12 protein-coding genes are annotated in these 25,440 nt (G+C 71.6%); 3 read left to right on the top strand and 9 right to left on the bottom strand.

Annotation, left to right across the window (positions count from 1 at the left end):
* Together aroC and ABT130_RS04185 are read right to left on the bottom strand one after the other, a co-directional pair.
* Entirely contained in the window at positions 1 to 1,179 is a 1,179-nt protein-coding gene (gene aroC / locus ABT130_RS04190) for a chorismate synthase (RefSeq protein WP_350952696.1), read from the bottom strand.
* A gap of 69 nt (positions 1,180 to 1,248) precedes the next feature.
* Complete coding sequence (locus tag ABT130_RS04185) at positions 1,249 to 1,950, bottom strand: prepilin peptidase (protein ID WP_350916178.1); 702 nt, start codon at positions 1,948 to 1,950, stop codon at positions 1,249 to 1,251.
* A 222-nt stretch (positions 1,951 to 2,172) separates the two neighbouring features.
* Here ABT130_RS04185 and ABT130_RS04180 point away from each other — a divergent pair, with 222 nt between their 5' ends.
* Together ABT130_RS04180 and ABT130_RS04175 are read left to right on the top strand one after the other, a co-directional pair.
* The gene (locus ABT130_RS04180; protein ID WP_350952694.1) at positions 2,173 to 3,165 is read left to right on the top strand and encodes a hypothetical protein; all 993 of its coding nucleotides are present in this window, start codon (positions 2,173 to 2,175) and stop codon (positions 3,163 to 3,165) included.
* Entirely contained in the window at positions 3,144 to 4,163 is a 1,020-nt protein-coding gene (locus tag ABT130_RS04175) for a cation:proton antiporter (protein ID WP_350916174.1), read from the top strand. The genes ABT130_RS04180 and ABT130_RS04175 overlap by 22 nt, the downstream gene beginning before the upstream one ends.
* Here ABT130_RS04175 and ABT130_RS04170 read toward each other — a convergent pair.
* The 3 genes from ABT130_RS04170 to ABT130_RS04160 form a co-directional block, all read right to left on the bottom strand.
* Entirely contained in the window at positions 4,084 to 4,638 is a 555-nt protein-coding gene (locus ABT130_RS04170; protein WP_350916173.1) for an SseB family protein, read from the bottom strand. The two genes, ABT130_RS04175 and ABT130_RS04170, sit on opposite strands and share 80 nt — an antisense overlap.
* A 64-nt stretch (positions 4,639 to 4,702) precedes the next feature.
* Positions 4,703 to 5,794 carry a barbiturase gene (bar, locus tag ABT130_RS04165; protein WP_350916171.1) on the bottom strand — a complete coding sequence of 364 codons (1,092 nt, stop codon included), beginning with the start codon at positions 5,792 to 5,794 and terminating at the stop codon, positions 4,703 to 4,705.
* Between the two features lie 27 nt (positions 5,795 to 5,821).
* A complete protein-coding gene (locus tag ABT130_RS04160) occupies positions 5,822 to 6,730 on the bottom strand; it encodes a carbamate kinase (RefSeq protein ID WP_350916169.1) in 909 nt (302 codons plus the stop codon).
* Positions 6,731 to 6,992: 262 nt separating this feature from the next.
* On the opposite strand from ABT130_RS04160, the gene ABT130_RS04155 reads away from it, so the two are divergent.
* Positions 6,993 to 7,874, top strand: a complete 882-nt coding sequence (locus ABT130_RS04155) for an esterase/lipase family protein (RefSeq protein ID WP_350952692.1) — start codon at positions 6,993 to 6,995, stop codon at positions 7,872 to 7,874.
* A gap of 9 nt (positions 7,875 to 7,883) precedes the next feature.
* On the opposite strand, the gene ABT130_RS04150 is transcribed toward ABT130_RS04155, so the two are convergent.
* Genes ABT130_RS04150 through ABT130_RS04135 form a run of 4 tightly spaced genes read right to left on the bottom strand, consistent with a single transcriptional unit; the run spans position 7,884 to position 25,345 of the window.
* Complete coding sequence (locus ABT130_RS04150; protein WP_350952690.1) at positions 7,884 to 8,612, bottom strand: thioesterase II family protein; 729 nt, start codon at positions 8,610 to 8,612, stop codon at positions 7,884 to 7,886.
* Between the two features lie 25 nt (positions 8,613 to 8,637).
* The gene (locus tag ABT130_RS04145) at positions 8,638 to 8,850 is read right to left on the bottom strand and encodes an MbtH family protein (RefSeq protein WP_350952688.1); all 213 of its coding nucleotides are present in this window, start codon (positions 8,848 to 8,850) and stop codon (positions 8,638 to 8,640) included.
* Positions 8,847 to 12,638: a non-ribosomal peptide synthetase gene (locus ABT130_RS04140; protein WP_350952686.1), complete on the bottom strand. Its 3,792-nt coding sequence runs from the start codon at positions 12,636 to 12,638 to the stop codon at positions 8,847 to 8,849. Before ABT130_RS04140 ends, ABT130_RS04145 begins: the two co-directional genes overlap by 4 nt.
* On the bottom strand, positions 12,635 to 25,345 hold the full coding sequence (locus ABT130_RS04135) for a non-ribosomal peptide synthetase (RefSeq protein WP_350952684.1): 12,711 nt from the start codon (positions 25,343 to 25,345) through the stop codon (positions 12,635 to 12,637). The genes ABT130_RS04140 and ABT130_RS04135 overlap by 4 nt, the downstream gene beginning before the upstream one ends.
* Between the last annotated feature and the right edge of the window lie 95 nt (positions 25,346 to 25,440).

Genomic DNA, 25,440 nt, shown 5'->3' with positions numbered 1-25,440 from the left:
TCACTTGATCACCAACGAGGAGAGGTAGCCGGACAGGTTGCGGGCGACCTCCTCGACGGAGTCTCCGCCGAACTTCTCGATCGCGGCGTCGGCCAGGATCAGCGCCACCATGGCCTCGGCGACGATCGCGGCGGCCGGGACCGCGCACACGTCCGAGCGCTCGTGGTGGGCCTTGGCCGCCTCGCCGGTCAGCACGTCGACGGTGGCCAGCGCCCTGGGGACCGTGGAGATCGGCTTCATCGCCGCACTGACGCGCAGCGGCTCGCCGTTGGTCATGCCACCCTCGACGCCACCGGCCCGGTTGGTGATCCGGCGGATGCCGTCCGCGGTGTTCTCGATCTCGTCGTGGGCCAGGGAGCCGGGGCGGCGGGCCGTCTCGAAGCCGTCGCCGACGGCGACACCCTTGATCGCCTGGATGCCCATCAGGCCGGCCGCGAGGCGGGCGTCGAGCCGGCGGTCCCAGTGGGTGTAGCTGCCCAGGCCCGGCGGCAGGCCGTAGGCGACCACCTCGACGACGCCGCCGAGGGTGTCGCCGTCCTTGTGCGCCCTGTCGATCTCGGCGACCATCGCCGCGCTGCCCTCCGGATCGGCGCAGCGCACCGGGTCGGCGTCGATCGCCGCCAGGTCACCGGGGCCGGGGATGACGCCAGGGGTGGTCGCCGCCCCGCCGATCGAGACGACGTGGCTGACGATGTCGACGCCGAGGGCCTGCTTGAGGAAGCTCCGCGCCACCTGGCCGAGCGCGACACGGGCCGCGGTCTCCCGGGCGCTGGCCCGGTCGAGCACCGGGCGGGCGTCGTCGAAGCCGTACTTCTGCATGCCCGCGAGGTCGGCGTGGCCGGGGCGGGGGCGGGAGCGCGGCGCGTTGCGCGCCTGCCCCTCCAGCACGGCCGGGTCGACGGGGTCGGCCGCCATGACCGTCTCCCACTTGGGCCACTCGGTGTTGCCCACCCGGATGGCGACGGGACTGCCGAGCGTGCGGCCGTGGCGGACCCCGCCCACGATGGTAACGACGTCCTGCTCGAACTTCATCCGTGCCCCGCGACCGTAACCGAGGCGGCGACGGCGCAGCGCCTCGTCCAGCTGGGCGGTGGTCACCTCCACCCCCGCGGGCAGGCCTTCCAGGATCGCGACGAGTTCGGGGCCGTGAGACTCTCCGGCGGTCAACCAACGCAACATGCTGACAAGTCTTCCACGTGTCGCCCACTGGAATGGCCCCGGTTCACGGAGTGAGACATCCGCCGGCGGTCAGAGCGCGGTGAGGACCGCGGCGAGGGCGCCAATCGCCATGAAGGGGCCGAAGGGGATCTCGCTCTTGCGGCCCGCGCGGCGCAGGACCATCAGGGCGGCCCCGTAGACGCCCCCGGCCACCAGGCCGAGGAAGGTCCCGGCGACCAGGGTGTCCCAGCCCAGCCAGCCGAGGGCGGTGCCCAGGCTCGCCGCGAACTTGACGTCGCCCAGCCCCATTCCCTCCGGGTTGATCAGGAGCAGCACCAGGTAGAAGCCCGCCAGGGCGAGACCGCCGAGACCCGCGCCGAGCAGATCGCCGAGGCGGCCGTCGACGAGGGCCGACGCGGCGAGCGGTACGGCGGTTCCCAGGTAGGCGGCCAGGGTGAGCCGGTCGGGCAGCCGGTGGACGGCGGCGTCGACGAAGGACAGGGCGACGGCGACCACCGCCAGCCCGCCGAAGGCGAGCAGTTCTCCGGCCCTCCCGGCCGGGGTGGTCACCGCCTGGGCCGGTACGCCGGGCCAGAGCGCCCGCAGCGCGAGAGCGGCCAGCACCACCGCGGTGGTCACCTCCACGACCCCCGCCACCGGCCGGGGCCGCCCGGACCGCTCCCCGTCGGGCACCGAGTGGCGGGCCACCACGCGCCGCGTCCACAGCCCGATCACCGCCCCCGACGCGGCCGCCGCCAGGACCGGGAGGAGCGGCGCCGCCACGAGGCTCACGAGACCACCACCGCCCCGAGGACCCGGGGGCGCCTGACGGTACGAGGAGGACTGGGGGGCCGGTGTGCCGGCTCGGCGTACTCGCTCACGGAGCGACCATAATCCGCGAACCCCGGCCCCGCCGGGGATCTGAGGGCTCGAAGTGACCTCGAAGGTCATTGACGGGACTCGCGATGATCACAGAGGCTGTACCCGATCCCTATATCCGGAGGGACGGTGCGCATGGACACGGATCGCTTCAGCAAGCTGCCCGCGGTCATCGCGTCATTCGTGCTCCTTCCGGTGCTGCTCGAACTCCTCGCCTGGTACATCGAGGGCGAGGAGTACGACGTGGCCCGCGCGGCCACCGTGGTCTCGGTGATCGTGATGCTCGCCCTCATCTCCACCGTGCTCGGCCGGATCCGGGCGCGGCTTCCGATACTGATGGTGATCGCGCTGACCGGCACCGCGGCGATCGAGGTGGTGCTGGGCTTCGTGGCGGCGTTCGGTCCCGTGCTCTGGCAGGGCGGGCTGCCCGGCGAGCTGCACGGCCTGGTCACCACGGGGGTGAGCGCGTTCGCCGTCGTCACCGGCGTCTACCTGCTCGTCCAGTATCGCCGGGGCCTCTATCTCCCGTACCTGGAGGCCGGGATGGGCCCGCTGCCCACCGCCACCAAGCGCAGGGTGATCGGCGAGTCGGAGATCCTGATCCGTACCCTGCCGGGCATCGGCCCCTCGGTGGAGAAGGCGCTGACCAGCTGCGTCGCCATGGTCGACCAGGAGGACCTGCACTTCGTGGCCTACTTCGGCGACCAGCGGTGCTGCTTCTACACCGACGTGCTCGACGACGCGGACCTGGCCCACTTCTTCCACGACACCGACCCGGAAGAGCGCCGAAGGATCTATCTCAAGGCGGGCAACCAGCTCAACTGGCTCACCCAGCGGCTCAACCAGCAGCTGCGCGGGCTGGAGGGCGGCGTCCTGATCCGCACGGTCCTCGACGTGGAGCGCGGGGCCATGTTCTTCTACTGGATCGACGAGACCCGTTACCTGATCGGGGTGACGCTGGACCAGCGCAAGGTCGACGTCTCCGACGACAAGCTGGCCAAGCTCGTGGACACGATCCGCGGGCACTTCACCCTTCCGCCGATCAACCAGCGACAACGCCCCGCGAGACCTCAGGGGCACCTGCGACCCATCCCAGGGAGTGAGCGGTGGCCCGAATCGGGCTCTTGATCGTCGTGGTCGGCCTCGGCTGGCTGGCCGCCGACCTGGGCGACCTGCGTGACCTGGAACACTCAAGCGCGTACGTGCTGTTCAGCAGCCTGCTGCTGGCGATCGGCCTGTACGGCAGCACGCACGGGATCGACCGCGCCGAGGCCAGGGAGCACTCCCGGCTGATCGTGCTCGCGGTCACCGTCGGGGTGCTGCTCAAGACGGCCTTCATCGCCGGTGTCGTCTACCTCGTCTCGGGCGACCCCCGGGCACTGATCATGGCGGTGGTGGTCGCCCAGATCGACCCGCTCTCGGTCGCCGGGGTGATGCGGAACAGCCGGCTCTCAAGCCAGGCGAAGACGATCCTCGGGGCGTGGTCCTCCTTCGACGACCCGGTGACGATCATCCTGGCCGTTTACGCGGCGGCGCTGGTCAGCGGCTCGGGAGGGGGCGGCCTGTCGGCCTCGTACTTCGCCGACCTGGGGTTGAACGCGCTGTTCGCGGCCGGGATCTACCTGCTCTGGCGGCTGATCAGGAACGCCCCGCCGGTGCTGACCTACCTGACGGCGGCCGGGGCCGTCGTGTCGGCCGCGTGGAGCTCCCTCATGCTCGGCCTGGCGACCGCCGGGCTCTACCTGCGCATGCCCGACGCGCGCTGGCTGGGGCGGGCGGTGAGCGTGGCGTTCGCGCTGTCGGCGTTCCTGATGGGCCTGCTGCTCGTCGGCGGGACGAACATGGGCATGGGGGTGCTGCTCGGGCTGGCCGCGTACGCCGCGCAGATGGTCGCCGCGCTGGTGCTCACCCACGGCCTGCCGCTGATCGACCGGGTGCACCTGGGGCTCGCCCAGCAGAACGGCGTGACCGCGGTGATCCTCGCCCTGGTCTTCGAGCGCGACTTCGGCGGGTTCGTCGCCGTGATCGCTCCGGCGATTCTGACGGTCAACCTCGTCCACGCGGTGGCCAACCGAACCGCCGACGCCTGGGAGGCTCGGCGATCTCTTCCATCCGTGCCACTGTGACCTCGGGGCCCAGCTCGTCAAGGGTGCCCGACTCGACCGCGGCGAGTGCCCGCAGCAGAGCACCTTCGATCACGAAGGGCACCGGGCCCGCGACGTCGATCACCACCGCGGCGGTGTTCTCGTGCACCGCCGCCTGGCAGACCTGAAGGATGGTGGCCTGGATGGGCCTGGCGTCCCGGCGCCACCTCCGCAGCGGCTCCATCCCGGTGAAGGAGAGCACCGCCTCGCGCCCGTCCGCGCCGACGAGCTTCGGCAGGGCCATCTCGCTCTCCTTCTCCTGCCGCAACCCGTGCTCGCCGATCTCCGACTCCTTCAGCAGGGCGACCACGGGCACGAGCAGCCGTGTCCCGCTCAGCGCGGCGACGACCGCACCGGCCTCCGCCTCCCCCGCGGCGAAGGCGGCGAGCGCGGATGTCACGGTGGCGTCGGCGGCGCCGTCGTCGCCGGGGACCAGGGGCTGCGGAATACTCGGCACGAACCGGGAGCCTACCCGCGGTGGCGCTCGGGGAGGATTTCCGCCCCACCCGAGCGCGTACCCGTCAGCCGAGGTCGGCGATGGCGGCCACCGGGCCGCCGCCGCTCGGGCCCTGGTGGACCGCGGCGACCGAGACGAACACGGCCGGGTCACCGGTGACGCTGGCCGCGACGCCGCCCACGGTGGCCTTGATCTGGCGGTGCCAGTGCACGTCCGAGTCGTCGAGCATGATGTTGCGGCGGCCCCGTACGCTGCCCGACGGGTCGGCCTCGCACTTCATGAAGACGTTGACCAGCCGGTCACCCAGGTCGGACGGGTGGGGGCGGTCGGGCAGCTCGATGCCACTGGAGCGGATGGCCTCCCAGATGCCGTCGGCGTCCAGCGCGTCCCGCATGACCGAGTGGCCGATCCGGTAGCGGCCACCGATGCCCCGTACGTTGCCGACGACCACGATCTGGGCCCGGTCCAGCTCGACGCCGGAGGAGCACGAGGCGACGGAGGAGTAGAGCGACAGGTCGCGGTGGATCTGGTCGGCGGCGGGCATCTCGATCTCACCGAGCGCGACGGCGATGCCGAGCGCGGTGGTGGAGTTGGAGATGTCCATCGACGGGCCGGTGTCCTCGATCACCACGTCCTTGCCGCGCGACTTGGCGTCGTTGATCGTGGACAGGGTGAGCAGCGGGGTCTTGGTCTGGACGTAGTGGACGTCGGCGGGATCGTCGATCCCGGCGAGCTTCATGGCCTCACGCACTCCGGCGGCCACCTTCTCCACCATCGCGGGCCGGCCGATGTCCTCGGGCAGGATCACATCGCTCATCGCGATGCCGACGCTCACCCGCGGCTCGTCGCTCGGCTCGGCGTTCGCCGTGGTGGCGAAGATCGTGGCATGCGGGCTGAGCACGCCGTCGGTGCCACCCGACCACACCAGCGGCACGCTCTCGGGGGAAGGATGCCCCTTGGCCTCCAGCACCTCGCGAAAGGCCCTGTCGGCCAGGATCCGGGTGTAGTCGTTCACCCCGCCGTTGCCCTCGGTCTTGCCGATCACCGCGAGCACCCGGTGCGCCTCGATCACCCCGTCGTCGATGAGCCGGGCCAGCCCGGAGGCGTCGGTCACGCTCTCGATGGGCACCTTGCGCACTTCAATGGGTTCCGGCATCCCTGCCACCTTTCAATCGCGTCATGTTCACTTTCGCACCACGGTGCCGCTCTCGCCGGTGAGCGCCGCCCCGATGTTCTCCAGGGAGGTGATCACCGACCGGTCGCCGCCCTGCTCGACGAAGCGCAGCGCGGCCTCGACCTTCGGCCCCATGCTGCCGCCGGCGAAGTGCCCGGCGGCGTGTAGTACGCGCAACTCGGCCGCGGTGACGGCGCCCAGGGGTCTGGCCTGGGCCGTGCCGAACCCGACGACGGCCCCGGGGACGTCCGTCGCGATGACCAGGACCGTGGCCCGCACGTCCCGGGCGAGCACCGCCGCCGCCAGATCCTTGTCGATCACGGCCTCGACCCCGCCCAGCCGCCCTCCGGCGTCGCGGGCCACCGGCACACCGCCACCACCCGCGGCCACGACGGTGAAGCCCGCGGCCACCAGCGCGGCGATCGCGGGGGCGTCGAGGATCTCCAGCGGCTCGGGGGAGGCCACCACGCGGCGCCAGCCCCGGTCGAAGCGGCGCCAGGTCTGCCCGAGTTCCTCGAAACGACGGGCCTCCGCCTCATTGAAGTAGCGGCCGATCGGCTTGACCGGGTCCTGGAAGGCCGGGTCGGCGGGGTCGACGAGCGTGCGGGTGACCACGACGGCCGCGCGGCCGTCGAGCGCGTTGAGGACGAGGGTGCCTATGGTGGCCTGCGTCTGTGCCCCGCACCAGTCGAGCGGCACCGGGGGCACGACGTGCGCGGCGAGCTGGTTCTTCAGGATCAGGTTGCCGACCTGGGGGCCGTTGCCATGGGTGAGGGTCACCTGGTGGCCGTCGGCGATGAGCGCGGCGACATGGCGGACGGCCTGCTCGACCGCGCGGCGCTGGTCGCCGGGTGAGGCCCCGCCGTCGGGCCCCGTCATCGCGTTGCCACCGAGCGCGATCAGTACTCGTTCACCCACAGGCTGACGCTAACGGCCCCCACGCCTCGTCTCATGGGCACTCACTGCCCAAGGAAGGCCAACTCTTCGACACAATCCGCCAGCCGAGTGGTCTCCGGAGGCGTAGACGCCCCCGGCTGTGGCGCCGGGAGAGGACGTTCCCCGGCCCCGCTTGTTGCGAGAGTGCCAACTTTGCGACGGCAACAGGCGCGGGCAGGGCATAGCTCCGGTGCGGGGTGGCGAGAAAGGCTCTTGTCCGGCGTTCTTTCTGAGGAGAGATCGAGTGGGGCAGCTCCGTCTCGGCCACGTCATCGTGATCGTCCTGTGTGTCGTGACGGGGTTCGCGGTGCTCACCGTCGCGGCCGGCACGCTCACCGGCGGGCGGTCCGCGTCCCCGCCGCCCAAGGTGGACATGGTCGCCGAGGCCAGACGGCTGGCCTCGGAAGGACTGTCGAAGGCCAACGACTTCGACTGCCGGCCCCGCCAGGACGCGCCGTACCCGGTGGTGCTCGTCCACGGCGCGAGAAGCACGGGGGCGGCGACCTGGCCCGTCGCGGCCCCCTACCTGAGCAAGCAGGGCTACTGCGTCTTCGCCCTCGACTACGGCTGGAGCAACTCGATCAGACGCTCGGCCCGGACGCTGGGGAACTTCGTGGACGGGGTGCTCCAGGCCACCGGGGCCGAGAAGGTGGCGATCGTCGGGCACAGCCTCGGGGGGATCGTCCCCCGGGCGTACCTGCGCTCGGAGGGCGGGGCGGGCAAGGTGTCCGAGCTGGTCACCCTGGGGGCGCCGCACCACGAACTGACCGGGGAGTTGCGCAGGAGCTGCGGCGGGGAGACGGTCTGCGACGAGCTCCACTCGGACTCGGCCCTGATGCAGGAGCTCAACACCCCCTCCATGGTCGAGCCCGGCGTCGACTACACCGCGCTCGGGCTGAAGGCCGAGCAGGAGGCCGCCTCGACCTTCGTCGAGGGACCGCCCGAGCAGGTGACCAACCGGATGCTCCAGGACGACTGCCCGCTCAAGGGGATCATCGAGGGTGCCATCGGGCACAACCTGGAGGCGCTCGATCCGGTGATGCTCTCCTATGTCAACAAGGCGCTGGAGACTCCCGGGCCGATGCCTCGCGGTTACCGGCCGGACTGCTTCGCGCTCATCCTCTGATCGGCTCGTTCATCCCGCGAGCAGCCGGATGATCTCCCTGACCACCGGCGCGCGCTGCGGCTGCAGGTAGAAGTGGTCGCCGGGAAAGACCGTGAGGGAGAAGTCGGTGATCGTGCGGGCCTCCCACGACTTGGCCTGGGCCGGGGTGACCTCCGGGTCCGCGTCGCCGACGAGAGCGGAGATCGGGGTGTGCAGCGGGGGTCCCGGGCGATGGCGGTAGGCCTCGACCAGTCGGAAGTCGGCGCGGATGTAGGGCAGGACGATCTCGCGCATCGCCCGGTGGGAGAGGATCTCCACCTCGGTGCCGCCGAGCTTGGCCAGCTCGGCGACGAGGCGGTCGTCGTCGTAATCCGAGACCGCGATCCTCTCCCGGGGATCGTGCGGTGCCCTCGCCCCGGACACCAGCAGCCGTGCCGGGGCGAGTCCCCTGGCCTCCAGGCGGCGGGTGACCTCGTAGGCGAGCGTCGCTCCCATGCTGTGCCCGAACAGCGCGAAACGCCGGTCCAGCAGCGGCGACATCGCCTCGGTCACCAGGTCGGCCAGCGTGTCCATGTCCTCCGGCGACGGTTCTCCGAACCGGTCCGCCCTGCCCGGCAGCTGCGTCGCGTGGAGCTCGACGGAGTCGGGTAGCAGCGCGGGCCAGTCCCGGTAGGCGGTGGCCGACCCGCCCGCGTGCGTGAAGCAGAACAGCCGCGTGGTCGCCCCCGGACGGGGGGAGGCGCAGCGCAGCCAGGTCATGCGTTTCCTCCGCGCACTCGGCCGCTCACTGTTCCACTGCCCTGATCAGGCTGTTGGGCCGCATGTCGGTCCAGTTGGCCTCGATGTGGTCCAGGCAGGCCTGCCTGGAGTCCTCACCGAAGGCGACGGTCCAGCCCGCCGGGATCTCCGACCAGGCGGGCCAGAGAGAGTACTGGCCCTCGTCGTTGATCAACGCCAGATAGACGCCCTCGGGGTCCTCGAATGGGTTGCTGCTCACTCTGTGTCCTCTCTGAGAAGGGCGGCGATCTCCGCGATGGGCCCGGGACTCAACATGTTCGCATGGTCGCAGGCGACCTGGTGATCATGGATGGCGCCGGTGACGTACGGCTTCCAGTCGGCGGCCGTGGGGCCGCCCTCCTCGTGGCCGTGAGCCGCGGTCACGAAGAGCACATCCCCCTCGAACATCCTCGGCGCGTACTCCTCGGAAATCTTCACACCGTTCCGGTAGTTCCGGTAGACCGCCGTCAGCGTCCGCTCGTCCAGCGTGGCGTACGGGCCGCCCTGCTCGCGCAGGAACTCCACGACGTCGCCGATCTCGCCCGGCCCGTCGTAGTCGATGGCCGAGAGCAACTCGACCAGCACGTCACGCTCGTCCGGGTTGATCTCCTGGCCCGGGTAGGAGTCGAGCAGCGCCAGCAGCGCGACCTCCTCCCCTCGCTCGCGCAGCTCCACGGCCATGGCGTGGGCGATCAGGCCGCCCATGGACCAGCCCGCCAGCCGGTACGGCCCGTGCGGCCGGACCTGGAGCAGACGCTCCAGGTAGTCCAGGGCCATCGCCTCGATCGACGGGGCCACGTAGTCGGGCTCGGCCAGCACCCTGGCCTGGAAGGCGTAAAGGGGCTGGTCAGGGCCGAGATGGCGGAGCAGTCCCGCGTACGGCCAGCCGAGCCCGGCACCGGGGTGCACGCAGAACAGCGGCGGCCGGGAGCCCGAGGCACGTAGCGGGAGCAGCATCTCCAGGCCTCCCTCTCCCAGGTCCCGCGTGCTCTCCCCCTGCGCGCGGGCGAGCGCCTCGGCCGTCTGGTGGGCGAACACCTCGCGCGGGCTGATCACCAGCCCCTCCCGCGCCGCGAGGGAGACCAGCCGGATCACCCCGATGCTGTCACCCCCCAGGTCGAAGAATCCGTCGTCGGCGCCGACCCGCTCCAGGCCGAGCACCTGGGCGAACAGCCGGCAGAGCGACTCCTCCTCGGGGGTGCCGGGGTCGCGCCCCGCGGTGGGGGCGGACCCCGAGGGCAGGGCGGCGCGGTCCACCTTCCCGTTCGGGGTGAGCGGCAGCGCGTCCAGGCCGATCACCGACGACGGCACCATGTACTCGGGGAGCGTCCGCCCGGCGAACCGCCGCAGTTCCTCGGGCGCCACGGCGCCGACCACGTAGGCGAGCAGGCGGCGGTCGCGGACGGTCACGGCCACCTGGACGACACCCGGGTGCCCTGCCAGGGCCGCCTCGATCTCCGCCGGCTCGATGCGGAACCCCCGGATCTTGACCTGGCGGTCGGCACGGGCCAGGTACTCCAGCACGCCGTCCGCCGACCACCTGACCACGTCCCCGGTCCGGTACATCCGCCCGCCGTACGAGCAGGCGACGAACCGTTCCGCGGTCAGCGCCGGGCGACCGAGATAACCGCGGGCCAGCCCGGCGCCCGCCAGGTACAGCTCGCCCGGCACCCCCGGCGGGACCGGCCGCAGGAAGCCGTCCAGCACGTAGGCGCGCATGCCGTCCATGGCCCGCCCGATGGGCGGCGTGCCGACGCGGGAGACAGCGGAGACGGGGTGGTGGGTGGCGTACGTCGTGGTCTCGGTGGGCCCGTAGACATGGCCGAGCAGGGTCCGCGGGCAGGCCGCCAGTACCCGGCGCATGGCCGCGGCCGAGGCGGCCTCACCTCCGGTGAGGACCTCGGCGAGCGGCGCGAACGTGCCCGGCGCCTCCTCCGCGACCAGGTTGAACAGTGCCGTCGTGATGAACAGCGCGGTCAGGCGGTGCCTGGCGACGAGGCCGGCGAACGCGTCGGGCCCGAGGTCGCCCGGCGGCGCGACGACGACGGTACCGCCACGGAGCAGCGGCACCCAGATCTCGTAGGTGGAGGCGTCGAAGGCGTGCGGCGAGTGCATCAGCACCCGCCGGTGCCGCTCCCACCTGCGATCCGCGGCCAGGGCCACGACGTCGCGCTGGCGCACCGCGACCCCCTTCGGCGTTCCCGTCGAACCCGAGGTGTAGATGACGTACGCGAGATGCTCGGGGTGAACCTCGACCCGCGGCTCCGGCGGTGCCGGATCGGCCGGGACGGGCTCGTCCACCCGGACCACCTCGGCGGCGTGCTCGAATCCGGGAGTGCGGTCGGTGACCAGTACCGGAGCGCCGGTGTCGGCCATCACCCAGCTCATCCGGTCCGGTGGGTGGCCGTGGTGGATCGGGACGTAGGCTCCCCCCGCCTTGGCGATGGCCAGGGTCGTCACGACCACGTCGGCGGACCTGTCGAGCAGGACCGCGACCGGCGTCTCAGCGCGGACGCCCAGCCTGACCAGCCGGCGAGCCAGCAGGTTGGCCCGGCCGTCCAGCTCGGCGTAGCTGAGGGAGAAACCGTCGCCGACGACGGCCTCGGCGTCCGGTGTCCGCCGCACCCACTCGGCGAAGGCACCCGCGATCGTCGTCGCGGCCCCGGGCACGGGCGGGGGTTCGGGGCCGTTCCACTCGTCAAGGATCCGGACGCGCTCGTCGGCGGAGAGCGGGTCGAGCCGGGCGAGCGGCAGCTCGGGGTCGGTGGCGACGGCCTTGAGAAGAAGGACGAGCCTGTCCAGGAGCCTGGCGGCCTCGGCGTGGGGAACGACGTCGGGGCGGTGGTCGAGTCGCAGGGAGAGCCGCTCACCGGGGACGACCGCCAGGGCCAGCGGGTAGTGGGTCGCGTCGCTGCCCGAGGCGCCCGCGAGCCGAGGTCCCGCTCCCACGCCCGCCTCCACGGAACGGCCGTTCAGGGTCGCGGTGTCGAGAGGGTAGTTCTCCAGGACCGTCATGGTGTCGAAGAGCTGTCCCAGCCCGCAGGCGCGCTGGATGTCGGACAGGCCGAGGTGGTGATGGGCGAACAGCTCGGCCTGCTCCGCCTGGAGGCGTTCGAGCAGCCCGGCCAGGGTCTCGGCGGGGTGCAGCCGGACCCGGACCGGCAGGGTGTTGATGAACAGTCCGATCATGCGTTCGGCGCCGGGCAGCTCGGGTGGGCGGCCGGAGACCGTACCGCCGAAGACGACGTCGTCGCGGCCGGTCAGCTGGGCCAGCAGCAGAGCCCAGGCCCCCTGGACCGCCGTGTTGAGGGTGAGCGATCGGGCGCGCAGGACGGAGCCGAGGCGGCCGGTGAGATCCTCGTCGAGCTGGGTTCGGACGCATCCGGGATTCACCGGCGTCCGGGTGGCGAGGTCCGCGGCGACGAGGGTCGGCCCGGCGACCCCGTCCAGGGCACGGCACCACGCCTCCCGCGCGGCGGCCCGGTCCTGGCGTGCCAGCCAGGCCAGATGGTCGCGGTACGGCGGCGCGGGGGCGGGTTCCCGGCCCGAGTACAGCGCGAACAGCTCGGCCGCCAGCAGCGGTGTCGACCAGCCGTCCAGCAGGATGTGATGGTTGGTGAAAACCAGCCGGTATCTCCGGGGACCACTCCGTACCAGCACGAACCGCATCAACGGCGGCCGGGACAGGTCGAACCGCCGGGCCCGCTCCTCGGCGGCCACCGTCTCGGCGTCGGCCCCCGCCACCTCCCGCCACGGCACCTCCACCCGCCGGTGCACCAGCTGCACGGGATCGCCCCCCGCCCGCTGCCGGAACGAGGCCCGCAGGTTGGCGTGACGGTGCACCAGCCGACAGGCCGCGTCCCGCAGCGCGGGGACGTCGAGGGCGCCCTCCAGCTCCAGCACGAGCTGCGCGGTGTAGACGTCGGGCGCCGCCTCGTCGAACAGGGCGTGGAAGAACAGGCCCTGTTGCAGCGGCGACAACGGCAGGATGTCCTCAAGCTGGCTCACCGTGCGCTCCACTCCGCGTCAAGTTCCGCCGCGAACGCGTCGATCTCTTCCTGGCCGATGGAAATCAGCAGGTCCGACGGGGTCAGGCCGTCTCCGGTGTGTCGGGACAGGCCGGTGAGGGCGGTGAACCACGCCTCGGCCAGTTCCCTGACCTGCTCCTCGCCGTACAAGCGCCCGGCCCACGACCAGGTCGCCGAGAGGCGCGGCCCGTCCGGCAGGTCCCTGGTGAGGGCGTTGACCTCCAGCGCGTGCGGGAGCGCGAGGTCGGCCGCGTGCCCTCCGCCCACCGCCTCCGACTCAGGCGCCGGGGACCAGTCCGCACCTGTGGCGGCCTCGACGCGGCCGAGGTAGTTGAAAGCCAGCTCCGGTACGGGCCAGCGGGCCAGTTCCCGCGCGGTGACGGGGTTGAGGTGGCGGAGCAGGCCGTAACCGATGCCTTCGCCAGGAGTCGCACGGAGCTGCTCCTTGACCCGTTTTATCGCCCGCGCGGCGGTGGGACCCGAAAGGTCGGTCCAGTCGGCGGGGCCCGCGTCGAGCCTGACGGGGTGGATGGTGGTGAACCAGCCCACGGTCCTGGACAGGTCGACGTCGGGGAAGATCTCCGCACGGCCGTGCCCCTCCAGGTCGAGCAGGACCTCCCGCCGCCCGGTGCAGCGGGTCACGGCCAGGGCGAGCCCGGCGAGCAGCACGTCGTTGACCCGGCCGCGGAACGCCGCCGGGAGCCGGGTGAGCAGCGGAACGGTGACATCGGCGGGAAGTTCGAGCGTGAGGTGGCACTGGGTGGCGAAGGTGTCCGTGGACGGGTCCAGCCGCCCGGTGCCGCCACCGAGCGTGCGGGTCCAGTGGTCGAGCTCGCCGGTCCTGCGGGCCGCCTCGTCGTGCAGGCGGCGTGCCCAGGTACGGAAGGAGGTGGCCACCGGCTCCAGCACCGGGACGCTCACCTGAGCGATCGCTCCCTGAAGGAGCCCTTCTTGAGCGGTCGTATCTTGCCGGGTGCCCTCTTCGTGCGCTGTCGGCTTTCCCGGGACCGATCGTTGGGCGACCCCTTCGTGAACCGCCACCTGCGGAGCCGCTTCCTGACCGGCCCCTTCGTGCGCCGCCGTCTTTCCCGGGACCGATCGTTGGGCGACCCCTTCGTGAACCGCCACCTGCGGGACCGTTTCCTGACCGGTCGCGTGCCAGGCGGTGAACAGGTCCGGCAGCAGGATGCGCCAGGACACCCCGTCCACCGCCAGATGATGCACCGTCACCACCAACCGGCCCGACACCTCCGATCCGGCGTCCAACCACGCCACCCGGACCAGTTGCCCGGCCACCGGATCCAATCCCGACCGCGAGACGACCGCCTCCTCGGCCACCACGGCGGCCAGATCCCCCGACACCTCCACCCGGCGCACACACCCGTCCGCCACCACCGCCCCCCGCGAAGCGACCTCGTACCCCCCCTCCGCCGACACCCGCAACCGCAACACGTCATGGTGATCCAGCACCACCTGCACCGCGGAGATCAGACGATCCAGCCCCAGCCCGGGAGGAACCTGCAGGACGACCGTCTGGCTGAAGTCACCGATCGGCCCGGTCAGGTCACGTAACCAGGCCATGATCGGGGTCTCGGGGAACCAGCCGATCCCCGCCCCCTCCGGCTCACCCTGCTGCTGCCGTTCCTCGACCGCGACCGCGGCCAACTCCCGCACGCTCTGATACCGGAACACATCCCGAGGCGAGAACACCACCCCCGCCGCACGCCCCCGAGCCACCAACCGAATCGCCACGATGCTGTCCCCACCCAGATCAAAGAACCCGTCATCCACCCCCACCCGCTCGACCCCGAGCACCTCGGCGAACAGACCGCACAACACCTCCTCCCGCACCGACAACGGCCCCCCACCCGACACCACCACCGAAGGCGCCGGCAACGCCGCCCGATCCAGCTTCCCGTTCCCCGTCAACGGCAACACCTCCACCACCACCACCGCCGACGGCACCATGTAATCGGGCAACACCTCCCCCGCGAACCGCCGCAACCGCCCCACATCCAACCCACCCGACAGGGCCGACGGAGCCAGTGCACCGGACATGCCCGACGGCTCCGCACCCAGCACACCCGACGGGCCCGCAACATCCGGGAAGGCGGGCGCACCCGATACCCCCGACGCCCTCCCATCCCCAGCCGAGCCACCAGCCGACTCCACCCTCGCGTCCGCCGCGGCCTCCACCACGTACGCCACCAACCGCCGATCCCCCGGCCGGTCCTCCCGCACCACCACCGCCACATCCGCCACCAGCGGATGCGCCGCCAGCACCGCCTCCACCTCCCCCAACTCGATCCGAAAACCCCGCACCTTCACCTGCTGATCAACCCGCCCCACATACTCCAACCCCCCACCCCGACCCCACCGCACCAAATCCCCCGACCGATACATCCGCCCACCAGAACCAGCAAACGGACACGCCACAAACCGCTCCGCCGTCAAACCCGCCCGGCCCACATAACCCCGCGCCAACCCCGGACCCGCCACATACAACTCCCCCACCACACCCACCGGCACCGGCCGCAAAAACTCATCCAACACATACAACCGCAAATCCGGAATCCCCACCCCGATCAATCCGGCCGCACTGTCCACATCCAGCGGCGCATAAGTGACATGCACCGTCGTCTCGGTAATCCCATACATGTTGACCAGGGAGATCCCACGACCATGCCACTCGGCGATACGGCCACCATCCAGCGCTTCCCCGCCGAAGATGACATACCGCAACGACAGCTCCACTCCCCCCAGATCCCGCTCCGCCGCCATCAACTGATAAAACGCCGACGGCGTCTGGTTCAACACCGTCACCCCGCACTCCACCAACAACCCCAAAAACTCCACCGGCGAACGACTCACCTCAAACGACACCACCACCAACCGACCACCCGACAACAACGCCCCCCACAACTCCCACACCGAAAAATCAAACGCATACGAATGAAACAACACCCACACATCAGACTTTCCAAACCCGAACCACTCCCGAGTCGACGCCAGCAACCGCGTCACACTCCCCTGCGAAACCACCACACCCTTCGGACGCCCCGTCGACCCCGACGTGAAAACCACATACGCCGGATGCCCAGGAAGAACCCCCTGACCCCCAACGGAAACCGGGGCCGCAGGCGAAGCCGGGGCCGAGGCCGGAAGCGGAGCCAAGACCGGGCCTGAGGCCGAACTCGAAGCCGGGACATCTCCCACCGGCCCCGCACCCGCCACGATGCCTGAACCGTCCAGCACCACCCGCGCCATCCCCGCCGGCAACACCCCCTCCGTCCCCGGCACCACCACCGCCACCACCGCAGCCGCATCCCCCACGATCCGCGCCACCCGCTCCACCGGATACGACGGATCCACCGGCACATACCCACCCCCCGCCTTCACCACCGCCACCACCGCCACCACCAACTCCACCGACCGCGGCACCACCAACACCACCAACCGCTCCGGCCCCACCCCCGCAGCCACCAACACCCCCGCCAACACCCCCGCCCGCGCATCCAACTCCCCATACGACACCTCCACCCCGCCACACACCACCGCCACCGCATCCGGCGAAGCCGCCACCTGAGCCTCGAACTCCTTCACCAACGTCGACCCAGCAGGCACCACCCCCCGCCCCGCCCACTCACCGAGAATCACCTCACGCTCGGCCTCATCCAGCAGATCGATATCGCTCAACCGGACATCCGGATCGGCGACCACCGACTCCAGCAACCGCCCGAACCGCACCACCATGTCCTCGACCGTCACCCGATCGAACAGATCGGCGGCGTACTCGACGACACCGGTCAGGCCATCGCCCGTCTCGGTCAGGGACATCAGCAGGTCGAACCTGGCGACACCGAGGTCCAGCGGCTCCTGCCGGATGTCGAGACCGTCGACCTCCAGCACCGGGGCAGGGTTGTTCTGGAACGCCAGGGCCACCTGGAAGAGGGGGTGGCGGGCCATCGAACGAACCGGAGCGACGATCTCCACCAACCGCTCGAACGGCAGATCCTGATGACCGTACGCCGCCAGATCCACCTCCCGCACCCGCCCGACCAACTCCCGAAAAGCCGGATTCCCCGAGGTATCGGTCCGCAACACCAACGTGTTGACGAACATCCCCACCAGATCGTCCAACGCCTCATCCATACGACCCGCCACCACCGAACCGATCGGAACATCCGAACCCGCCCCCAACCGGGTCAGCAACGCCGCCAACCCGGCCTGCACCACCATGAACACCGTCGCGTTCGCCTCACGCGCCAACGCCCTGAGCCGCCGCCCCGTCTCGGCCCCCACCGTCACCGGAACCGTGCCGCCCCGGTGGGAGGCGACCGCGGGCCTCGGCCGATCGAACGGCAACGCCAACTCCTCGGGCAACCCCGCCAACCGCGACCGCCAGAACGCCACCTGCGCACTGACCAAACTCCCCGGATCCGACTCCGACCCCAGCAACTCCCGCTGCCACACCGCGTAATCGGCATACTGCACCGGCAACGGCACGAACCCCGGCGCCACCCCCCGCGACCGCGCCACATACGCCGCCAGCACATCCCGCGCCAACGGCGCCATCGACCACCCATCACCCGCGATGTGATGCAACACCAGAGCGAGCACATGCTCACCCGAGTTCAGGGTGAACAGCCTCACCCGCAGTGGCAGCTCCACCTCCAGGTCGAAACCGCGTCCCGCGAAGGCCCGCAGTTCGTCGGCCAGTTCGCTCTCCCCGACACGCACCTGGTCGAACGGCACCTCCGCGGTGTCCAGCACCTGCTGACACGCCACCCCGTCCACCTCGGGAAACACCGTCCGCAAACTCTCATGCCGACCCACCACATCCCGCAGGGCGACCCCCAACACCCCCACATCCACCCCACCCACCAACCGCAACACCACCGGCACGTTGTAAACCCCCGCCCCCACCCCCAACCGATTCAAAAACCACAACCGCCCCTGCCCGAACGACAACGGCACCACCCCGGCCCCCGTCCGCGCCACCACCCCTCCACGCACCCCACCTCCGCCGATCCCGCCGATCCACGCCGCCAACCCCGCCACCGACGGTGCCTCGAACACCGCCCGGACCGAAACCTCCACCCCCAGCACCGACCGCACCCGACCCACCAACCGCATCGCCAGCAACGAATCCCCACCCAGCGCGAAAAACGAATCCCCCACCCCCACCCGCTCCACCCCCAACACCTCCGCGAACACCCCACACAAAAGCTCCTCCACCACCGAACGCGCCCCCCGATCCGACTCCGAAATCACCTCAGGAGCCGGCAACGCCGTCCGATCCAGCTTCCCGTTCCCCGTCACCGGCAACGCCTCCAACACCACCACCGCCGACGGCACCATGAACTCCGGCAACACCTCCCCCGCGAACCGCCGCAACTCAGCGACATCCACCACGTCCCCGCCCTGAGCGGCCACCACGTACGCCACCAACCGCCGATCCCCCGGACGGTCCTCCCGCACCACCACCGCCACCCGCGACACCGACCCATGCCGGGCCAACACCGCCTCCACCTCACCCAGCTCAATCCGAAAACCCCGCACCTTCACCTGCTGATCAACCCGCCCCACGAACTCCACAACCCCATCACCACGACGCCGAACCACATCCCCCGTCCGATACATCCGCCCACCGGACCCACCAAACGGACACGCCACAAACCGCTCCGCCGTCAACCCGGCCCGACCCAGATACCCTCGCGCCAGCTGCGCTCCGGCCAGGTACAGCTCCCCCTCCACCCCGGCCGGAACCGGCCGCAGCCACGAATCCAGCACGTGGAGACGGGTGTTCCAGACGGGGTGACCGATCGGCACGGAGGTGGTCTCCGTGCCGGGACGGTGCTCCCAGAAGGTGACGTCGACCGCGGCCTCGGTCGGGCCGTAGAGGTTGTGCACCGGCACCCCCAGCCGGGCCGCCGCCTCGTCGGCGAGTGCGGGCGGCAGCGCCTCACCGCTGCAGATGAGAAGCCGAAGAGCCGTACCCGTTCCGGACACCTCCGGCGAACCAGGAGAGGGCACCGCCTCCAGGAAGGCGGCCAGCATGGAAGGGACGAAGTGCAGGACCGTGATGCGTTCGGAGCCGATGAGCCCGGCGAGGTAGGACGGGTCCCGGTGTCCGTCCGGCCTGGCGACGACCAGGGTGGCGCCGGTCTGAAGCGGCCAGAAGAACTCCCAGACCGACACGTCGAATCCGGCCGGCGTCTTCTGCAGAACGCGGTCCGCCGGACCCAGGCGATACTCGGACTGGGCCCAGAGCAGGCGGTTGACGATCGCACCGTGGGTGACCACGACCCCCTTGGGCCGCCCCGTCGAGCCGGAGGTGTAGATCACGTACGCCGGACGCTCCGGCACGAGCGGCACACCGAGATCGGAAGCCGGGTACCCGGAGGCGTCGGCACGGCCCAGCCAGTCACCGTCGATCACCAGAACCGGCCGTGAGTCCTCCAGCATCGACGCGATCCGCGCCGCAGGAAGCTCCGGGTCGACCGGCAGGTAGGCGGCGCCCGCCTTGATCACGGCGTACATGGCGACCAGCAGGTCCGGTGACCTGGGCAGCATCAGCGCCACCACTCGTTCGGCTCCCACCCCGTACTCGGCCACCAGCAGACGGGCCAGCCGGTTGGCTCGCGCGTTGAACGCCGCGTAGCTCAGCTCGCCCCCCTCGAACACCAGCGCCGTCGCGTCCGGCGTCCGCGCGACCTGGGCCTCGAACAGCGCGGCCAGCGTGGTGCGGGGCACGTCCGCGGCCGTGTCGTTCCAGTGGTGTGGCACGAGCTCGCGCTCACCCGGGGAGAACCCGTCGAGACGGCCGACGGCGGTGTCCGGTTCGGCGACCAGTTCGGCCAGCAGGCTCAGGAAACGGTCGAGCAGAGCCGCGGCCTCCGCCTCGGTGAACACGTCGGGCCGGTACTGCAGCCGGAAACGGAGCACGTCCCCCGGCACGACCAGCAGCGTGATCGGGTAGTGCGTCGCGTCGGTCACGTCCGCCGAGGTCAGGTCGAGGTCGCCGATCGCCGTACGGGAGTCGACGGGGTAGTTCTCCATCACCAGCAGCGCGTCGAACAGGGGGCCGCGCCGGATCTCGGCAAGGCCGACGTGGTGGTGGGGCAGCAGTTCCGCCTGCTCGTCGCGGAGCCTGCGCAGCAGGTCACCCAGGGTTTCCGCGGGGTCGAGCCGGACCCGGACCGGCAGGGTGTTGATGAACAGGCCGACCATGCGCTCGACCCCGGGCAACTCGGGCGGGCGGCCGGAGACCGTACCGCCGAAGACGACGTCCTGGCGGCCGGTCAGCCGGCTGAGCAGCAGGCCGAAGGCGGCCTGCATGACGATGCTGAGCGTGCTGGAGTGCGTGCGGGCGAGAGCGGTGAGCGCCCTGGTCCGGCCGTCGTCGAGTTCGGCGGTGACCCTGGCGGGCGCGACCGGCTCGGCGGGGGCGTGCGGGGCGACGAGGGCGGGCTCGTCGAAACCGTCCAGCGCGCGCTCCCAGGCCCGCCGCGTGGACTCGCCGTCCCGACCGGCCAGCCAGGCCAGGTAGTTCTCGTACCGCGGCGCGGGGGCGGGTTCCCGGCCTGAGTACAGCGCGAACAGCTCGGCCGCCAGCAGCGGTGTCGACCAGCCGTCCAGCAGGATGTGATGGTTGGTGAGGATCAGCCGATGCCTGCCGGGTCCGAGCCGTACCAGCGCGAAACGGAGCAGCGGTGGCCGGGACAGGTCGAACCGCCGGGCCCGCTCCTCGGCGGCCACCGTCTCGGCGTCGGTCCCCGCCACCTCCCGCCACGGCACCTCCACCCGCCGGTGCACCAGCTGCACCGGGTCGCCGCGCAGCTCGAAGGAGGTTCGGAGGTTGGGGTGCCTGCGGACCAGGCGTTCCGCGGCGGCCCTGAGCCGTGGCGCGTCGAGTGGGCCGCTCAGGTCCAGGGTCAGCTGAGCGGTGTAGACGTCCACCTCCAGCAGGGAGTGGAAGAACAGGCCGTGCTGGAGCGGGGCGAGCGGCCAGACGTTCTGGAGGCCGGGGCCGAGCTCGTCGAGGTCGTCCTGGGTGAGGGGCACCGCGACGTCGGAGGGGGTGAGGCCGCCGCCGGCGTGCCGGGAGATGCCGGTCAGAGCCTCCGACCAGGCGGCGGCCAGCTCGGCGATCCGGTTGTCGGCGTGGCGGGTGGGATCCCAGGTCCAGGTGACGCGGAGGACGTCACCGAGGGCGATCGCGTCGATCTGGATGCCGTGCCTGAGCGGGGCGGCGGCATCCTGGCCGCCGGACAGCCCTCCGGCTACGGGCTCCCAGTCCAGCCCGGAGGAGGTGATCCGGCCGAGATAGTTGAAACCGATCTCCGGCTGGGGCAGTGCGGCGAGTGCGGGTGCCGTGTCAGGGTTGAGGTAACGCAGGAGGCCATAGCCCAGCGGGTCGGGAAGAGCGCGGAGCTGCTCCTTCACCCGCTTGACCGCCTGGCCCGCGGCCTGGCCTCCGTTCTTGAGATCGGCCCAGTCAACGGGGCCCGCGTCGATCCTGACGGGGTGCACGGCGGTGAACCAGCCCACGGTCGCGGACAGGTCCACGCCGGGGAGGACCTCCTGCCTGCCGTGCCCTTCCAGGTCGACGAGTACGGAACGCCGCCCGCTCCACCTCGCGACCGCCGCCGCGAGCCCGGCGAGCAGCACGTCGTCGGCGTTCCCGTGGAAGGCACCCGGCACGCCGCCCAGCAGCGGCCCCGCCACGTCGGCGGAGAGCTCCACGACCATCTCCCGCCGCTTCCCCCAGGTTCCCCGCTCGCGTACCGGCGCGGCGGGAAGGAGTGAGCCATCGGTCGTGGGGACGAAAGCGCCCGAGGACACGGCCCGCGCCGGTGAGACCGGCGGGGACGGCGCGAGGAGCGCGGTCCAGGCGGGAAGATCGGCCACCCGTACCGGGTTCACTGCCTCGGCCTGGAGCAGACGCGCCCAGGTGCGGAAGGAGGTGGTGGGCTCGGGCAGGCGTACCTCGGTGCCCTCTCTCCCGGCGCTCCAGGCCGTGAGAAGGTCGGGCAGCAGGATCCGCCAGGAGACGCCGTCGACGGCCAGGTGGTGGATGGCCAGCAGAAGCCGTCCGGACCGCTCGTGGCCCGCGTCGAACCACACGACCCGTACCATCCGTCCGGCGCCGGGATCCAGCTCACCCCGGACCCGCTCGGCATACCCGGCCACCGTCTCGTCCGACACGTCCCGAACCCGTGCACCGTCCCCGCCGGGAACACCGGGAACACCGGGAACACTGCCGGCCGCACCGTGCACGACACCGAGGCCCTCGCCGGCCGCCTCGTCCGGAACGTTCGAGACCTCCACCCGGCGTACGCAGTCCGCTGCCAGGACCGCTCCGGCCGGGGCGATCTCCAGCCCCCACGCCCCGGCACCCGCCGGAGGCGTGGACGTCCGGAGCCTCAGCGCGTCGTGACGGTCCAGCACGACCTGGACGGCGGCCGTCAGGTCGTCGAGGCCGAGATCCGGGGGTACCCGGAGCACCGCGCTCTGGCTGAATCCCTCGATCGGCCCTTCGCCCTCGGCGAACCAGGCGATGATCGGGGTGACGTCGACGCTTCCCGTGCCGTCACCCGCCGGATCCGTGCCGTCCGCGGGCTCCTCCGCGGCGAGGGCGACGAGGGCGAGGGCCTCGGGGGTCTGGTGCTGGAAGACCTGCTTCGGAGTGAGCGCGAGCCCGGCCTCCCGTGCTCGGGAGACGAACCGGATGGCGAGGATGCTGTCGCCGCCCAGGTCGAAGAACCCGTCGTCGGCCCCGGCCCTGGGCAGGCCGAGGACCTCGGCGAACAGCCCGGCCAGCAGGTGTTCGCGGTCGGTCGCGGGCTCCCGCCCCGAGGTCTCCCCCGCGGGTTCCGGCAGGGCACGCCGGTCGAGCTTGCCGTTGGCGGTCAGCGGCATCTCGTCCAGCGTCACGATCGCGGCGGGCACCATGTATTCGGGCAGGGACCGCCGCAGGTGCCCGCGCAGTTCCTCCGCGCCCGCGCCACCGACCACGTACCCGACCAGCCGCAGGTCTCCCCCCTGCTCGGGCCCCCGGTCACGGCGGGCCAGCACGGCCGCCTGCTCGACGCCGGGATGCGCGGCCAGTACCGCCTCGATCTCGCCCAGCTCGATCCGGAAACCGCGGACCTTCACCTGCTGGTCGGCGCGGTCGACGTAGTGGAGTTGCCCGTCGGCACCCCAGCGGACCAGGTCGCCGGTGCGGTACATCCGCCCGCCGGGCACGAAGGGGTCGGCGACGAACCGCTCGGCGGTCAGCCCCGGCCGGTTCAGGTATCCGCGCGCCAGGCTGGGTCCCGAGACGTACAGCTCCCCGACAGAACCCGGCGGGACCGGGCGTAGTCCGGCGTCCAGCACGTGCAGGCGGGCGTCGTAGACCGGGCGGCCGATCGGGGTCTCGCCGGGGAGGGTCAGCGGGTCGCTGCAGGTGACGACGACCGTGGTCTCCGTCGGCCCGTAAACGTTGATCATCCGGCGCCCTGCGGACCAGCGGCGGACCAGCTCGGGGCGGCACGCCTCGCCACCCACCAGCAGGGTCCGCAGCCCGGGGAGCGGTCTGACCGGGACCGTCGCCAGCGCGGCGGGGGTGACGAACGCGTGCGTGACGCGTGCCTCGGCGAGGAACCGGCCGAGCGGCTCGCCGCCGTACACCCCGGCGGGCACCGGAACGAGCGCCGCGCCCGCCGACAGGGCCATCAGCCACTCGAGCACCGCCCCGTCGAACCCGATCGAGGCGAACTGCAGGACCCGGCTGTTCTCCGTCACCGCGTACCTGTCGATCTCGGTGCGCGCGTACGCGGGCAGGCCCGCGTGGGTCACCACCACTCCCTTGGGGCGGCCGGTGGATCCGGAGGTGTAGACGACGTAGGCCGGGTGTTCCGGCAGCAGCCCGGTCACCGGGTCGGTGGCGGGCAGGCCGTCGCCGGTCCAGGTGTCCAGCTGGACGATCTCGACGCCGGGCGGCGCGTGGAACCCGGCGTCGGCGCGGGTCACCACGGCGGAGGGGGCGGCGTCGGCGAGCATCGTCGCCAGGCGCTCCGGCGGATGGTCGGGGTCGAGGGGGAGGTAGGCGGCGCCGGACTTGAGGATGCCGAGGAAGGCGACGGTCATGTCGAGGGAGCGGGGCACCGACAGACCCACATAGCGGTCGGGCCCGGCGCCGAGGGCGATGAGATGGTGGGCCAGCCGGTTGGCCCGCGCGTTCAGCTCGGCATAGGTGATCTCGGTGTCCCCCGCGACGACGGCGACGGCACCGGGAGCGCGCCGCACCCGGTCCTCGAACAGGGAGACGGCCGTGCCCGGCGGCACCTCGCGCGGCGCGGCGCCCCAGTCGGCCAGGAGCGTGTGCTCGGCCTCGTCGAGGAGTTCCACGGCGCCGACGCGGGCGGTGGGGGCCGCCTGGACGACGCGGGTGAGGAAGCGCAGGAAACGGCCGTGATGGTCGGCCAGCAGGTCCTCGCCGTACAGGTCGGGGTGGCCGTCGAAGTCGATGCGGACTCCGCGCCCGTCGGAGCCGTCGTAGAGGTTGATCGACAGGTCCTCGACGGGCCCGGTGCAGAGCGGGTGCGCGACGGCGGTGTGACCGGCGAACCTCAGGTCGTAGTCGAACCGCATGATGTTGACCACCGGGCCGAACAGCCGGTCGCCCACTGTGCCGCGGAGTTCGCGGCGCAGGTCCTCGTACCGGTAGCGCTGGTGCACCAGCAGCCGCCCGACCTCCCGGGTGACCTGGGCGGACAGCTCGCCGAAGGTCGTCTCCGGGGAGACCGCCAGGCGGAGCGGGAGCACGTTGGAGAGCATCCCCGGCGTTCGCCGGGCGGCGGGCGTGGTCCTGGCGGTGACGGCCAGCCCGAGGACCACCTCGCGGGCGCCGGTGAGGCGCCCAACGAAGGCCGCGATCGCCGCGATCATGAACCCGGAGACGGCCGTACCGTGGGAGAGCGCGGCCTCGGTGAGCGCGGCGGTGTCGTGCTCCCCCAGCGTGGCGCTCCGCCGGTTGAACCGCGACGTGGCGGCGGCGCCGGAGGAGAGGGCGGGGACCGCGCTCAGATCGGCGAGCCTGCCGTGCCAGTGGCGGCGGTCGGCCTGGAGGTGGTCGGAGGCGCGGTAGGCGGCGTCCTCCTCAAGCAACGTGGCCAGCGACTGGAAACCGCCGGGGCCGGGGGCGCGGCCGTCGACCAGCGCGGTGTAGACCTCGGCGAGACGCTGGGCGATCATCGGCCCGCTGTAGCCGTCCATGACCACGTGGTGGCAGCGCAGATACCACAGGTGGCGGTCGGGCGCGATCCGGATCAGGGCGGTGGCCACGAGCGCGTCCTCGCGGAACGGCGAACGCAGGTCCTTGCGCATCCACTCCAGAGCGGCCCGCTCCGCACCGAGTCCCCCGTCGCCGGGCTCTCCCCCGCTGAGGTCGAGGAACGGGCACGGCACCTCGCACTCCTCGACGACCTGACCGACCTGACCGACCCGGCCCGTCTCCTCGGTCTCGCCACCGATGATCCGTACGTGAACGGCGTCGACCTCCCCGGCGGCGAGTCGCACGGCCGCGGCGAAGACCTCCGGATCGACCGGGCCGGAGATCTCTATGTACTGGGCAATGCAGAGCGGTTCGCCAGGGATAATCCGCTGGGCGTCCCATATTCCACTCTGCGCTGCAGACAATGGCAGGAGGGAATTCTTGCTGAACACCGTCGCCACGCTTTCCATCTGGGCCGGAAAATGCCTGACGGGTGCTTATTAGCACCTCGAAGGGGCAG

Source organism: Streptosporangium sp. NPDC001681 (assembly GCF_040298085.1).
In the GTDB taxonomy this organism is placed as follows: Bacteria; Actinomycetota; Actinomycetes; order Streptosporangiales; family Streptosporangiaceae; genus Streptosporangium.
This window is presented reverse-complemented; position numbering and strand designations above follow the sequence as displayed.